Source organism: Polaromonas sp. CG_9.5, from assembly GCF_035984465.1.
Taxonomy (GTDB): domain Bacteria; phylum Pseudomonadota; class Gammaproteobacteria; order Burkholderiales; family Burkholderiaceae_C; genus Polaromonas.
This window is the reverse complement of sequence record NZ_JAXCHR010000004.1, coordinates 179,520-192,718: the sequence shown is the minus strand read 5'-3', so window position 1 is coordinate 192,718 and position 13,199 is coordinate 179,520. Positions and strand designations below refer to the sequence as shown.

At 63.4% G+C, this 13,199-nt stretch carries 11 protein-coding genes and 1 riboswitch; of the genes, 8 read left to right on the top strand and 3 right to left on the bottom strand.

Annotation, left to right across the window (positions count from 1 at the left end):
• The 8 genes from RCH06_RS04880 (at position 1) to RCH06_RS04845 (ending at position 8,673) form a co-directional block, all read left to right on the top strand.
• Entirely contained in the window at positions 1-516 is a 516-nt protein-coding gene (locus RCH06_RS04880) for an AmiS/UreI family transporter (protein WP_327080308.1), read from the top strand.
• A gap of 49 nt (positions 517-565) precedes the next feature.
• Positions 566-721, top strand: a riboswitch (yybP-ykoY riboswitch).
• 57 nt (positions 722-778) lie between these two features.
• Positions 779-1,345 carry a TMEM165/GDT1 family protein gene (locus tag RCH06_RS04875; protein WP_327080307.1) on the top strand — a complete coding sequence of 189 codons (567 nt, stop codon included), beginning with the start codon at positions 779-781 and terminating at the stop codon, positions 1,343-1,345.
• A gap of 185 nt (positions 1,346-1,530) precedes the next feature.
• Positions 1,531-2,715: a homoserine O-succinyltransferase MetX gene (gene metX / locus RCH06_RS04870; RefSeq protein ID WP_442799596.1), complete on the top strand. Its 1,185-nt coding sequence runs from the start codon at positions 1,531-1,533 to the stop codon at positions 2,713-2,715.
• Positions 2,712-3,320 carry a methionine biosynthesis protein MetW gene (gene metW / locus RCH06_RS04865; protein WP_327080306.1) on the top strand — a complete coding sequence of 203 codons (609 nt, stop codon included), beginning with the start codon at positions 2,712-2,714 and terminating at the stop codon, positions 3,318-3,320. The genes metX and metW overlap by 4 nt, the downstream gene beginning before the upstream one ends.
• A 422-nt stretch (positions 3,321-3,742) precedes the next feature.
• Positions 3,743-5,614 (top strand): SulP family inorganic anion transporter, encoded by a 1,872-nt coding sequence (locus RCH06_RS04860; RefSeq protein ID WP_327080305.1) that lies wholly within the window; start codon positions 3,743-3,745, stop codon positions 5,612-5,614.
• A gap of 7 nt (positions 5,615-5,621) precedes the next feature.
• Positions 5,622-6,566: a LysR family transcriptional regulator gene (locus RCH06_RS04855; protein ID WP_327080304.1), complete on the top strand. Its 945-nt coding sequence runs from the start codon at positions 5,622-5,624 to the stop codon at positions 6,564-6,566.
• Positions 6,567-6,667: 101 nt separating this feature from the next.
• The gene (locus tag RCH06_RS04850) at positions 6,668-7,654 is read left to right on the top strand and encodes a Bug family tripartite tricarboxylate transporter substrate binding protein (protein WP_327080303.1); all 987 of its coding nucleotides are present in this window, start codon (positions 6,668-6,670) and stop codon (positions 7,652-7,654) included.
• Positions 7,655-7,659: 5 nt separating this feature from the next.
• Positions 7,660-8,673 (top strand): 4-hydroxythreonine-4-phosphate dehydrogenase PdxA, encoded by a 1,014-nt coding sequence (locus RCH06_RS04845; RefSeq protein ID WP_327080302.1) that lies wholly within the window; start codon positions 7,660-7,662, stop codon positions 8,671-8,673.
• Positions 8,674-8,801: 128 nt separating this feature from the next.
• On the opposite strand, the gene RCH06_RS04840 is transcribed toward RCH06_RS04845, so the two are convergent.
• The 3 genes from RCH06_RS04840 to RCH06_RS04830 form a co-directional block, all read right to left on the bottom strand.
• Positions 8,802-9,956 (bottom strand): cytochrome P450, encoded by a 1,155-nt coding sequence (locus RCH06_RS04840; protein WP_327080301.1) that lies wholly within the window; start codon positions 9,954-9,956, stop codon positions 8,802-8,804.
• Between the two features lie 184 nt (positions 9,957-10,140).
• On the bottom strand, positions 10,141-10,584 hold the full coding sequence (cueR, locus tag RCH06_RS04835; protein WP_442799595.1) for a Cu(I)-responsive transcriptional regulator: 444 nt from the start codon (positions 10,582-10,584) through the stop codon (positions 10,141-10,143).
• The gene (locus RCH06_RS04830; RefSeq protein ID WP_327080300.1) at positions 10,581-13,043 is read right to left on the bottom strand and encodes a heavy metal translocating P-type ATPase; all 2,463 of its coding nucleotides are present in this window, start codon (positions 13,041-13,043) and stop codon (positions 10,581-10,583) included. The genes cueR and RCH06_RS04830 overlap by 4 nt, the downstream gene beginning before the upstream one ends.
• Positions 13,044-13,199 lie beyond the last annotated feature (156 nt).

Sequence of the window (13,199 nt, the reverse complement as noted above, 5' to 3'; positions counted from 1 at the left end):
ATGTTGTTGGGACTGGTTCTGTTTTATGTGGGGGCGGTGCTCATCCTCAACGGCCTGTGGATGCTGGAGCTCATCAGCGACCGGGAAATCTGGGTCATCAACCTGTTTGTGGGCGTCCTCAGTTTGCTGGCCGCTTTCCGGCAGGCCTTCGGCGCGGATGCGGATGCCACCTCCATCAAGGCGGCTGCGCTGTCGCTGCTGTTTTCCCTGACCTATTTGTGGCTGGCCGCCAATCGCTTTAGCGGTGCTGACGGTCGCGGGCTGGGCTGGTTCAGCCTGTTCGTCGCCATCACCGCAGTGCCTGTGGCCGCCGACACGCTTCTCAATGCACAAAACACCGGGGATGTCTGGCTCGGGTTGTCGTGGGCGGCGTGGGCGGTCTTGTGGCTGCTGTTCTTTTTGCAACTGGTGCTGCGCAAGCCGGTCACGCGTATCGCGGCCTGGCTGGCGATTGGCGAAGGCGTGTTGACGGGCTGGCTGCCGGGTTATTTGCTGTTGACGGGGGTGATTGGGTAACTTTGCCAGCAACGGCAGGGCGCGCCATGCGCCAGCCGCCGATACAATGCCCGCTGTCATTGGGGAGTAGCCGCCCTTCTTTATTGAGAGGGGTTTGCGTCAACAGACTTGTGGGGCCTTGCAACAAGGCCCCGCATGGCGCAAACAGCTTTTTAGCTTGGCGAGACCTTTGACTGCACAGCCTCCAGAACTTTTTTAAAAGCTTCGGGCCGGGGATGTCGTGCAGTCATTGGTTTTTGTTCCGGCCCGAGCTGTTTTTTGTATGGAAGCTTTCCTCGTCTCGACCGGTATCGTCGGCCTCGCTGAAATGGGCGACAAAACCCAGCTTCTTGCGCTGGTGCTGGCGGCAAAATTCCGAAAACCCTGGCCCATTGTTCTGGGCATTTTGGTGGCCACAATCGCCAACCATGCGATGGCGGGCGCACTCGGCGCGTGGGTGACCACCTTCATCGGGCCGCAAACCCTGCGCTGGATACTGGGCGTTTCCTTTCTTGCGATGGCGGCGTGGATGCTGATTCCTGACCAGCTCGATGAAGACGACAGCGCCAGCAAGCCGTTGCGGTTCGGGGTGTTCGGCACCACGGTGTTCGTGTTTTTCCTGGCTGAAATGGGCGACAAGACGCAGATTGCCACCGTCATGCTGGCCGCCCGCTATGACGCCTATGTCTGGGTCGTGGCCGGCACCACGCTGGGCATGATGCTGGCCAACGCGCCGGTGGTCTGGTTGGGCAGTAAATTCATGCATCTGATTCCGCTGCGCGTGGTGCATGTCGTGTCAGCACTGGTTTTTGCCACGCTGGGCGCGCTGGCGCTGCTGGTGCCAGCATAAGCACCCGTCGGATGGCCGGATTGCTATACTGGCAACGCGCCGATTTGCTCAGCTTGCGGGCGCGTAAAAAGTACGGCTAAAGACGATTCTCCCCATTAACCCGGACTCGCCTTGGCGATGCCGGGTTTTGTTTTTTCAGCCGTGCCCCGCTGTTTTTTCTGTCCTGATCTTGAGTCTGTTTTACCGTGGATCCAACAACAGTGCCTATTTCCCCTCTCCTTGTCGCCACGCCCGAGTCGATGCATTTTGCCGACGCCTTGCTGCTGCGCAGCGGTGCCTCGATTCGTGCCTACGACCTGAGTTATGAAACCTACGGCCAGCTCAATGCCGACAAGTCCAACGCCGTGCTGGTCTGCCATGCGCTGAACGCGTCGCACCATGTGGCGGGCGTTTACCTCGACGAAGCCGGGCAGGTCAAGGACAAATCCGAAGGCTGGTGGGACACCATGATCGGGCCGGGCAAGCCGCTCGACACCAACCGGTTTTTTGTCATTGGCGTGAACAACCTGGGCTCGTGCTTTGGCTCCACCGGGCCGAAGCAAATCAACCCCGACACGGGCGAAGTGTATGGCGCTGATTTCCCGGTGGTCACGGTGCAGGACTGGGTGGAAGCACAGGCCAGGCTGCTGGACGCGCTCGGCATCCGGACGCTGGCCGCCGTCATGGGTGGCAGCTTGGGCGGCATGCAGGCACTGGCCTGGACGCTGCAATACCCGGCGCGCGTGCGCCATGCGGTGGTGGTGGCCAGCGCGCCCAACCTGACGGCTGAAAACATTGCCTTCAACGAAGTCGCACGCCGCGCCATCGTCACCGACCCCGACTTTCATGGTGGCCACTTTTACCGCTACGGCGTGCTGCCCAAACGCGGCCTGCGCATCGCCCGCATGATCGGCCACATCACCTACCTGAGCGACGACGTGATGAACGCCAAGTTTGGCCGACAGCTCAGGCGTGCGGTGACCGAGGACGGCCTGGCCGGCGTTTACAACTACAGCACGCAAGACGTTGAATTTGAAATCGAAAGCTACCTGCGCTACCAAGGCGACAAGTTCGCCGAATACTTTGACGCCAACACCTATTTGCTGATCACCCGGGCACTCGACTATTTCGACCCGGGGGCTGAATTCGGCGGCGACCTGAGCCGCGCGCTGGCGCAGGCCCGCGCCAAATTTTTAATCGTGAGCTTCACCACCGACTGGCGCTTTTCCCCGGCGCGCAGCCGCGAAATCGTCAAGGCCCTGCTCGACAACCAGATCGATGTGAGTTATGCCGAGATCGACGCGCCGCACGGGCATGATGCCTTTTTGCTCGATGACGCTCGCTACATGGGCGTCGTACGCTCTTATTTCGAGAGCAAGGTGACGGTATGAACGGAACGACGCAAATCAATCTGCCGCCGTCGCCGGACCAGTTGTCGATTGCCCGGCTGGTGCCTAAGGGTTCGCGCGTGCTCGACTTGGGGTGTGGCAACGGCGCCTTGCTCGACTACCTGATCCGGGAGCGCGGCTGCTCGGGCTACGGCGTCGAGATTGATGACGCCAACGTGCAGGCCTGCGTGGCGCGTGGCGTCAACGTGATCCAGTTCAACCTTGAAGACGGGCTGGCGCTGTTTGGCGACGCGTCGTTTGATGTGGTGCTGCAAATTGACACGCTGCAGCATTTGCGCAATGCCGAAGTCATGCTGCGCGAAACCGCGCGCGTGGGCCGTATCGGCGTCGTGGCGTTTCCCAATTTTGCCCACTGGCCGAACCGGCTGGCGGTGCTGCGCGGGCGCATGCCGGTGACCAAGGTGCTGCCTTACCAGTGGTACGACACGCCCAATATTCGCGTCGGCACGCTGCGCGACTTTGCCGCGCTGGCCCGGCAAAACCAGCTGGAAGTGCTCGATACGTTTGGGTTGCAGGACGGCCAGGAAATCCGTTTCTGGCCGAATGCGCGCGCCAGCCGGGCGGTGTTCAAGCTGCAACGCGCCTGACACTGCGGCAGACGAAATACGACGCCACAGGGCATTGATATTTCGTTTTCAGCGCCCAGCGCGCCGGCCCGCGTTTCCTTGCGCGAGGCCTTGAAATTCTGGCCGCTGCCCGGCTTCATCAGCTTTGGCGGGCTGTGGTCGGAGTGATGGCCAATATTGCTCTGTTTTTCATAGCTGCCAGCGCACGTCCAGCAAGCACAAGACGGGGTTTTGATGCAAAAAACGACATCGCGGCGCTCACGGGGAGGCATGCTGGCGGCGCTGGCCTTGTGCCAGTTCCCGTGAAGCGTCATTTCGGTGATGGCCGCTTTAGCCTTGGCCGGCCTTGCGCTGTGTTGACGCGCTGCGGCTGACCGCATCCCTGCAAACGCCGGGCCTGCCGCGTGCCGCCGACGCGCTCCGCCGGCGGTATGCTCAGGCGCATGCACGTCTCCCCTGAAAGTCCCCGCGCTGCTTCGGCGCGCCGCCTCGCAGGCCGCCTGCTTGAGCGGCTGTTCGGCCCCTGGGTTCACTGGGTCACACCGGCCACGCTGCGGATTGACGCGATGGCCGGCCTGCTGGGCGCGGTGCTGGTGCTGCCGCAAGGCATTGCCTTTGCCACGCTGGCCGGGTTACCGCCCGAATATGGCCTTTACACGGCGGTGGTGCCATGCATCATTGCCGCGCTGTTCGGCTCCAGCTGGCATGTCATGTCGGGGCCGACCAATGCCAATTCACTGGCGCTGTTTGCCATGCTGTCGCCGCTGGCCCTGGCCTTCAGCCCGGCCTACATTCAACTGGCGCTGGCCGTGACCGTGATGGTGGGCGTGCTGCAGTGGCTGATTGGCGCGCTGCGGCTGGGCATGCTGGCCAATTTCATTTCGCCGTCCGTGCTGTTCGGTTTCACCTCCGGGGCGGCGCTGCTGATTGCCGTGCATGCCTTGCCCGATTTTCTGGGCATTGCCGCCTCGCCCGAACACGGCGCGGGCGCGGTGCTGGCGCATGTGTTCACGCAACTGCCGTCGGCGCAACCTGCCGCGTTGGCTGTGGCCGCCATCACGCTGGCCATCGCGCTGGGGCTGCGCCGCTATCGCCGCAACTGGCCCTACATGCTGATCGGGCTGGTGGTGGCAACGACGCTGGCCTGGGTGTGGACGCGCTTTCTGGGTGGCGGCGCAACACCGGCTTCGTCACTGCGCTTGATCGGGCAAATCGCCACGCCTTGGCCGCGTTTCGAGCTGCCGCGCATCAGCTGGGCGCAGGCGTCAGACCTGGTGGGCCTGGCGTTTGCGCTGACCATCGTGGCGCTGGGCCAGGCGATTTCGATTGCCAAGACCGTGGCCATGCACTCGGGCCAGCGCATTGATGCCAACCGTGAATTTCGGGGGCAGGGGCTGTCGAACATCATCGGCGGGTTTTTTTCCAGCTACGTGTCTTGCGGCTCGATGAACCGTTCCATGCCGAATCTGCAAGCCGGTGCCCGAACGCCGCTGGCGTCGGTGTTCTCGGCGCTGCTGCTGCTGGCGCTGGTGGCGGTCAGCTCGCAGTTGCTGGCGCAGATTCCCATGGCCGCGCTGTCGGCGCTGCTGCTGCTGGTGGCGCTGAGCCTGCTGGACTTTGCGCGCTGGCGTCAGTTGTTCAACCTGAGCCGCACCGATTTTGGCGTGGCGCTGGCCACGATGGTGGCGACGGTCACGATCCGGCTGGAAATGGCCATTTTGCTCGGCATGCTGCTGTCGCTGATGTCGTTTTTGTACCGTACCTCGCGGCCCGCGATGCGCAGCATGGGTTTTGACAGCCGCGCGAAGGATCGGCAGTTTGTGGTCATCGACACGCCCGACGACGCCGATGCGCCGCCGCATCCGGTCTTGCCGGAATGTCCGCAACTCAAGTTGCTGCGCATGGAAGGCGAGGTGTATTTCGGCGCGACCCAGCATGTGGCCGACATCCTGCACGCCTTGCGTAGCCAGCCGAATCCGCAAAAGCACCTGCTGGTGATGGCCAAGAGCATGAACTTCATTGATCTGGCGGGGGCCGAACTGTGGGAAGCCGAACTCGCCGCGCGCCGCGCGATGGGTGGCAACCTCTACTTTCACCGGCCACGCCCGGAGGTCATCCGCATGTGGCGCAAGACCGGATTTACCGACGTGCTGGGGCCGGAACACCAGTTTTCCGACAAATTCACCGCCATTGCCACCATTTTCACCAAGCTCGACCCGGAGATTTGCCGGCATTGCAGTGCCCGGATTTTCCGGGAGTGTGCTTCTGTTCCACCACCACCCGATGCTGCAGCTGCAGTTGAGCCAAAAGGCTGAACCCGTCATGAAAGCCAGATCCGGCATACCCGCGCCGCTGCGCCTTCACTTTGACCTGACCACGGTGCGCCTTTTCATCGCCACGGCCGACACCGGCAGCATTACCCGGGCTGCCGAGCGCATTTGCCTGGCGCCTGCGGCAGCTTCTCGCCGGATGAAAGAACTCGAAGCGCAATTCGGTGTCGAGCTGTTCCAGCGACGGCCGCATGGCATGGCGCTGACGGATGCCGGAAGGGCGTTGCTGGCCCATGCGCGCGGCATGGCGCATGCGGTCGCTCGCATGCATGACGATGCCCAGGCGTTTCGGCGCGGCGACAAGGGTGTGGTGCGCATTGCCGCTTGCACGTCGGTGGTGCTGCAGTTTTTGCCGCTGGATCTGCGGCGCTGCCAGATGGATTTTCCGGGCATCAACATTGATTTGCAGGAACTCAATAGCGGCGGTGTGATTCAGGCCGTCAGCCGTGGTGTGGCTGACATTGGTCTGTACGAAAGCACTTTGGGTGCCGTTGCCTTGCCGTCGCTGCCTTATCACGAAGACCGGCTGGTGCTGGTGACGCACCGAGACCATCCACTGGCTGATCGACGGCGCGTACGGCTCGAAGATTTCCTGCCGTATGAAGTGATTGGCCTGGGCGAAGACTCTGCGATTTCCGCCACCCTGGCGCGCGTTGCGGCTGAGGTCAACTGTTCGCTGCACATGCCGATCCGGGTCAGAAGTTTTGAAAGCATGACGGCCATGATTTCCGAGGGCATCGGCATTGGTGTCATGCCCAAGAAGGTGGCCCGAGCTTTTGCGGCAGGCAAGCGGTTTTGCCGTCTTGATATTGAAGGCGACTGGGCCGCGCGGCGCTTTGTGCTGTGCCACCAGCCGGTGCAATCCATGTCTTCTGCGGCGCTCACCGTGGTGCAGGCACTGGCCGGTGTGAATTCGCCAATGGCGAATCCTGCCTGAGCAAATGAATGATGGCGCCTGGTGCGCCGGGCCCCTACAGTGCACAAGGATCGGTGTGGCACTTTGCCCCGCTGCTTCCCACGACAACGGAGACACCTGCCATGACATTCACACGGATGCGCCCTGTCGCTTTCGCCTTTACCCTTGCCGCTGTCACGCTGACGGCTTCATTTTCCAGCCATGCCCAGGCGGTCTTTCCCAGTAAACCGATCCGCATCAACGTAGGCGCGTCAGCCGGTGGTGGCACCGACATCATTGCCCGGCTGTTTGCCGAAAAAATGAGCGGGCCACTGGGTCAGCCCATCCTGGTGGACAACCGGCCGGGCGCTGCCAATACCATCGCCGCCGACCTGACGGCAAAATCACCACCGGATGGCCATACCCTGCTGATGGCCACCAACTCGCCGCAAGTGATTGCGCCCCATCTGATCAAGCTCAATTTTGACCCGCTCAAGCAGCTGACACCGGTCGGCATGGTGGTGGTGGTGCCGCATGTGTTGCTGGTCAGAAGCGACTACGCGGCAAAAAATTTCAAGGAATTGCTGGCCACGATCAAGAGCCAGCCTGACAGCGTTCGCTATGCCTCGTCAGGCATGGGCAGCGTGCAACACATCGCCGGCGAACTCTTCATGGCGGCTACCGACACCCGGATGACCCATATTCCCTACAAAGGCAGTTCCCAGGCGCACCAGGACATCCTGGCCGGTCAGGTTGAGCTGATGCTGGACACCACGTCGTCGGCCATGAACCTGATCAAGTCCGGAAAATTCCGGGCACTTGCCGTGACAACGCCCAAACGCGCCGCCGAGTTGCCCGATGTGCCGACATTGGCTGAGCTCGGTGTCAAGGGCGCTGAGATGAGCACTTGGTACGCCATGTACGCGCCGACCGAGACGCCGCCCGCCGTACTCGACCGTCTGGGTCTTGAGTTCAACAAGGCCTTGCGCCTGCCGGAAGTGCAGACCAAGCTCAAGGGCCTGGGCGGTGAACCCTCGACGTTGACGCGCGAGCAATTTGTGCAGTTGCAGTCCACTGACAACGCACGTTTTGCCGCCCTGATCAAAGAACGCAACATCAAACTGGACTGAATTTCATGCTTCCCCATATTGCATTGACCATTGGCGACCCTGCGGGCATAGGCCCTGAAATCGTCGCCCGCCTGCTGGCCGATCCGGCCACCGCAACCAAAGCCCATATTCACTTGATCGCCAGCCAGGAAGCGCTGCAAGCCGGTGCACGTGCCGCTGGTGTGCCGATGCCGGTGGCAGGACCGAACCTGGAGCTGGTCGATTGGGCTGGCCGCGATGCACGCTTCACCCCGTCGCATGCGGGCGAAGCCAACGGACGCTTCATTCTGGACAGCCTGACGCTGGGCACGCAGATGGTGACCCGCGGGCAGGCCGACGCGCTGTGCTTTGCGCCACTCAACAAAGGCGCGATGCGTCTGGGCGGCATGCACGAAGAAGACGAAATGCGCTGGTTCGCCAAGTTGCTCGACTACAGCGGGCCCTGCGGCGAATTCAATGTACTGGGGCCGATGTGGACGGCGCGCGTGACCTCGCATGTGGCATTGAAGGAAGTTTCGGGCCTGCTCACGCCCGAAGGCGTTGCTGGCGCCATCCGTATGCTGACCGACGCCCTGCGCGCGGCCGGCGTGGCACAACCGCGCGTCGGCGTCTGCGGTCTCAATCCGCACAACGGCGACAACGGCAACTACGGCACGGAAGAAACCGACATCATCGAACCGGGCATCCGGCTGGCTGACGCTCAGGGCTTCCCGGCGCTGGGCCCCTATCCGGCCGACACTATTTTTCTGCGTGCACGCCGGGGTGACCTGGACGGTATCGTCACCATGTACCACGACCAGGGCCAGATCGCCACCAAGCTGCTGGGCTTTGACATCGGTGTCACGGTCGAGGGCGGCTTGCCCATCCCGGTGACTACGCCGGCGCACGGCACCGCCTACGACATCGTCGGTCAGGGCACGGCGCAGGCCACCGCCATGACCAGCGCCTTTGATCTGGCCTGCCGCATGGGCATCAGCCACCGCGCCCGTCGTGATGCACAGCAGACCCTCTTGCCTGCATCTGCGCTTCTGCCCGTTTGACTGGGCGGACGCAAGGTGGCAAAACTCCCCCTGGGTTGACCACAAGCGCAAGGTCAAGTCGAAGGCTGGAGCGATCTGCGAGCCCAGGCTGTACGGACTCTCGGCTGACTGAAATCGCGCTCATTGCCCTAGCGGACTTGCAGCGACAGGCTCTCAAAACCACTGGACGGATAGACCGCCAGCGCAGGCAGCTTGCCGTCGGGCAGGCTGATCATCTCCGTCTGCGCCAGCAATTCCTCCATCACCACGATCAGCTCCATGCGGGCCAGCGGCGCACCGGGGCAGACGTGAATGCCGGCGCCGTACAGCAGGTTGGCGGCCGGATCGCGGTCGAGCCGGAATTCGTCGGGCGCGCTGAAGACTGCCGGGTCGCGGTTGGCGGCAATCCAGTTCAGCGACACGCGATCGCCTGCGCCGATTTGCCTTCCGCCCATTTCCACCGCCCGTGTGGCCACGCGCCGATTTGCCACCAGCGGGCCGTGAATCCGCAGGATTTCCTCAATCGCCGCAGGCAGCAGCGAGGGCTGCGCGCGCAGGCGTTGCTGCAGCGCCGTGTGCTCGGCCAGGTAATGCGCCAGGATGCCGATGGACGCGGCAATCGTGCCAACTTCGCCGACTGTCCAGTTTCGCAAAATGCTGGCAATCTCGTCGTCCCGCAGCGGCCGCCCGTTGACTTGCTGCATCCGCAGGCTGGCGGCAATGTCGTGTTCAGGGTGCGCGCCCGGCGTGTGCCGGCTGCGCAGCAAATCGTCCACATAGCCCTCGAATTCACGCGCGATGCTGGCCATCGCAACCCGGTCACCGGCCAGCGTGGCCTGGTGGTTCTTGCGTGTCCAGAGGCGCAGGGCTTCGTGCATGGGCGCTGGCCAGCCCAGAAATTCACATTGCACCTGCACGGCAAAGGGATGTGCCAGCGCGTCCATCAGTTCGATGTTTTCGTGTGCAAGCAAGGACGCGACGTGTACGGCAGCGATCTGGCGGCAGGCCGGTGCAAACGCCGCCATGCGCCCGGGCGCGAAATAAGGCTCGATCAGGCGGCGATAAGCGGTGTGTTCGGGCGGATCCATGCCGTTGGGCACCGAAACGTGGCTGGAGACGACGCTGCTGAAGGTGGCGGGGTCGTGCAGCGCACGCACCACATCGGCGTGGCGAAACACCGACCAGCCCAGAAAATCACTGTGCGCTACCGGGCAGCGCTCGCGCAGGGTGTCAAAAGCGGCGCGCTGGTCGCGCAGAACTTCGTCGCTGGCCGGATTCCAGTCGTCTTGGGTGAGGTGTTTCATGCCGCTGTCCATGATCTTGAGATGTCGCGCCACCGGCCCGCAAAACGCATGCCCCTTGACCCTGACGCTACCGGGCATTATTGAACTGGTGCTGTTGGCCGATATTGCGCTGGGTCAAGAGGTGCGGCAGGCGACCGCTGCAATGCAAAAAATCGCGGGCCACTCAGCGCAAGCGTAGCGGTGCCTAACCCGCCAGTCCGCTCAAAATCGGACAATCGGGCCGGTCGTCGCCAGCGCAGCAATGCGCCAGTTGCTGCAGCGTTTGCCGCATCGCCTCCATTTCGGCAATGCGGCGTTCCAGATCGGCGACATGCGCCTGCGCGATGCGTTTGACATCGGCGCTGGCACGCTGCTTGTTTTGCCACAGCTTGAGCAGCTCGCCGATCTCGGCCATGCTGAAGCCCAGCAGCCGGGCGCGGCGGATGAAGCGCAGGGTGTGGACTTCCTTTTCGCCATATTGCCGGTAGCCGGCGTCGGTGCGGTGCACCGTGGGCAGCAGGCCCAGCGATTCGTAATGCCGCACCATCTTGGCCGACACGCCCGACTGGCTGGCGGCCTGACCGATATTGAACGGGCCTGCGCTCACAGGCGTTACAGATTTTTCAGGGCTTTTAACGGCCGTCATCATTTCGAGCTTCCTTTCCAGCGCCGCAGCAGCAGCGCATTCATCACCACGCTGAAACTGCTGAAGGCCATCGCCGCACCGGCGATCACCGGGCTGAGCAGTCCGAACGCCGCCAGCGGAATGCCGACCGCATTGTAGAAAAACGCCCAGAACAGGTTTTGCCGGATCTTGGCGTAGGTGCGGCGCGAGATGTCGATGGCGTCGGCCACCAGCGCCGGGTCGCCGCGCATCAGCGTGATGCCGGCGGCCTGCATTGCCACATCGGTGCCGGTGGACATGGCAATGCCCACGTCGGCGGCCGCCAGCGCGGGCGCGTCGTTGATGCCGTCCCCCACCATCGCCACGCGACCGCCGTCTTTCAGTTGATTTTTCAGCTGGCCGATGATGGCGGCCTTGTTTTCAGGCAGGACCTGAAAATGCACGATGTCGATGCCAAGCTGCTTCGCCACCGCCTCGGCGCTGCCCTGGTTGTCGCCGGTGACCAGCGCGGTCTGGATGCCGAGCGCATGCAGGCTGGTGACGGCGGTGGCGGCGCTGGCCTTGACGGTGTCGCCAAAGGCCAGCAGCGCCAGCAGTTGGGGTGCGCCCGTCACATCGGCCAGATAAGACACGGTGCGGCCTTCGGCCTCCAGCGCCTTGGCGCGCGCGGCGAAGGTGCCCAAGTCCACGTTCAACTCCTGCATGAAGCGCGGGCTGCCCAGGCGCAGTTGATGGCCCTCGACCACCGCCGAAACGCCGCGCCCGGCTACCGCGCGGACTTCAGACGCCGCCGGCACGCTGCGTTCTTCCTGCGCGGCCAGTTGCGTGACCGCTTTGGCCAGCGGATGCTCGCTGCCCGACTGGATGGCGGCGGCCCAGCCCAGCGCCTCGTCGCGCGAAATCCCGGCGGGTTCCAGCGCCACCAGTTCGGGCTTGCCTTCGGTCAGCGTGCCGGTCTTGTCGAAGGCGACGATCTTCACCTGGTGCGCCACTTCCAGCGCTTCGGCGTCCTTGATCAAAATGCCGTGCCGCGCCGCCACGCCGGTGCCGGCCATGATGGCGGTCGGCGTCGCCAGCCCGAGCGCACACGGGCAGGCAATCACCAGCACCGCGACGGCGTTCAGGATGGCGGTTTCCCAGTTGCCTGTCGCCAGACCCCAGCCGAGCAGCGTGACGGCGGCGATGCCGATGACCACCGGCACAAACACCGCGCTGACCTGATCGACCAGCCGCTGGATTGGCGCTTTTTTGGCCTGCGCCGATTCGACCATGCGCACGATGCGCGCCAGCGTGGATTCCGCGCCGATGGCTGTGGTGCGCACGATGATCAGCCCTTCGGCATTGACCGCGCCGCCAGTGACATGGTCGCCGGCCTGCTTGCTGACCGGCAGGCTTTCGCCGGTGATCAGCGACTCGTCCACTTCGGTCGTGCCTTCAATGATTTCGCCGTCGACCGCGATGCGTTCGCCCGGCCGCACGACGACCTGATCGCCGACCTTGACCGCGCTGATCGCCACATCCGTGTCCACGCCGTCACGCCGAAGCCGGGCGGTTTCAGGCCGCAGCGCATTGAGTGCGCGAATGGCTTCGGTGGTTTGCCGCTTGGCGCGCGCTTCCATCCATTTGCCCAGCAGCACCAGCGTGATGACGACCGCCGACGCTTCAAAGTAGAGGTGCGGCATGCCGTCAGCGCCCTGCGTGAGCAGCAGGTAAACGCTCAGCCCGTAAGCCGCCGATGTGCCGATGGCCACCAGCAAGTCCATGTTGCCCGCGCCGGCGCGCACCGCCTTCCAGCCCGCCTTGTAAAACCGCGCACCAAGCCAGAACTGCACCGGCGTAGCGAGCAGCCACTGAATCCAGCCGTCCAGCATCCATTCCTTGCCAAACAGCATGCCGACCATCGGCAGCGCCAGCGGCGCCGACAGTGCGGCGGCGACGGCAATCGGCCACCAGGGCGCGCCGGAGGGTGTGGCCGGGCGGGCGCCGGTGGCGGCATCCGGAATCGCCTCCGCGCAGTAGCCGGCTTTTTCCACCGCTGCAATGAGCCGGGGCAGGGCGGCCGCGTTACTCGTCAGCGTGACTTCGGCGGTTTCCGTCGCCAGATTGACTTCGGCTGACAGCACGCCGGGCACCTGTTTGAGTACTTTTTCAACCCGCGCCACGCAGGATGCGCAGGTCATGTCGCCAATCTTCAAGCGTACCGACGCCTCGCCCAATGCGGCACCTGCTGTGTTGCCCACGGCATAACCGGCTTTTTCTACCGCCGCCTTCAGCATGTCCAGCGTGACTTCGCGGCCCGCCTTGACGCTGGCGTGTTCGGTGGCGAAATTGACGCTGGATTCCTTCACGCCCGGCGTAGCGGCCAAGGCTTTTTCAACCCGCGCCACGCACGAGCCGCAGGTCATGCCTTCCACGGGAAAGCGCCATTCCTTCAAGGCGGAGGCGGGGGCTAGCGGGGCTGGCAGGGTGTGGCTGGCGCTCATGCGTGTCTCCTGAAAATGCGACGATGTAGCAAGTCTGAACCTTTCCATCATGGCAGGGTCAAGCCCTGGCTGATAGTAACCCTGACGGGGTTCAGGATTTTCACAAACCCCCATTGACTTTGCCATCGTGGGAAGCTTCAGACTCTCCTTTTGAAA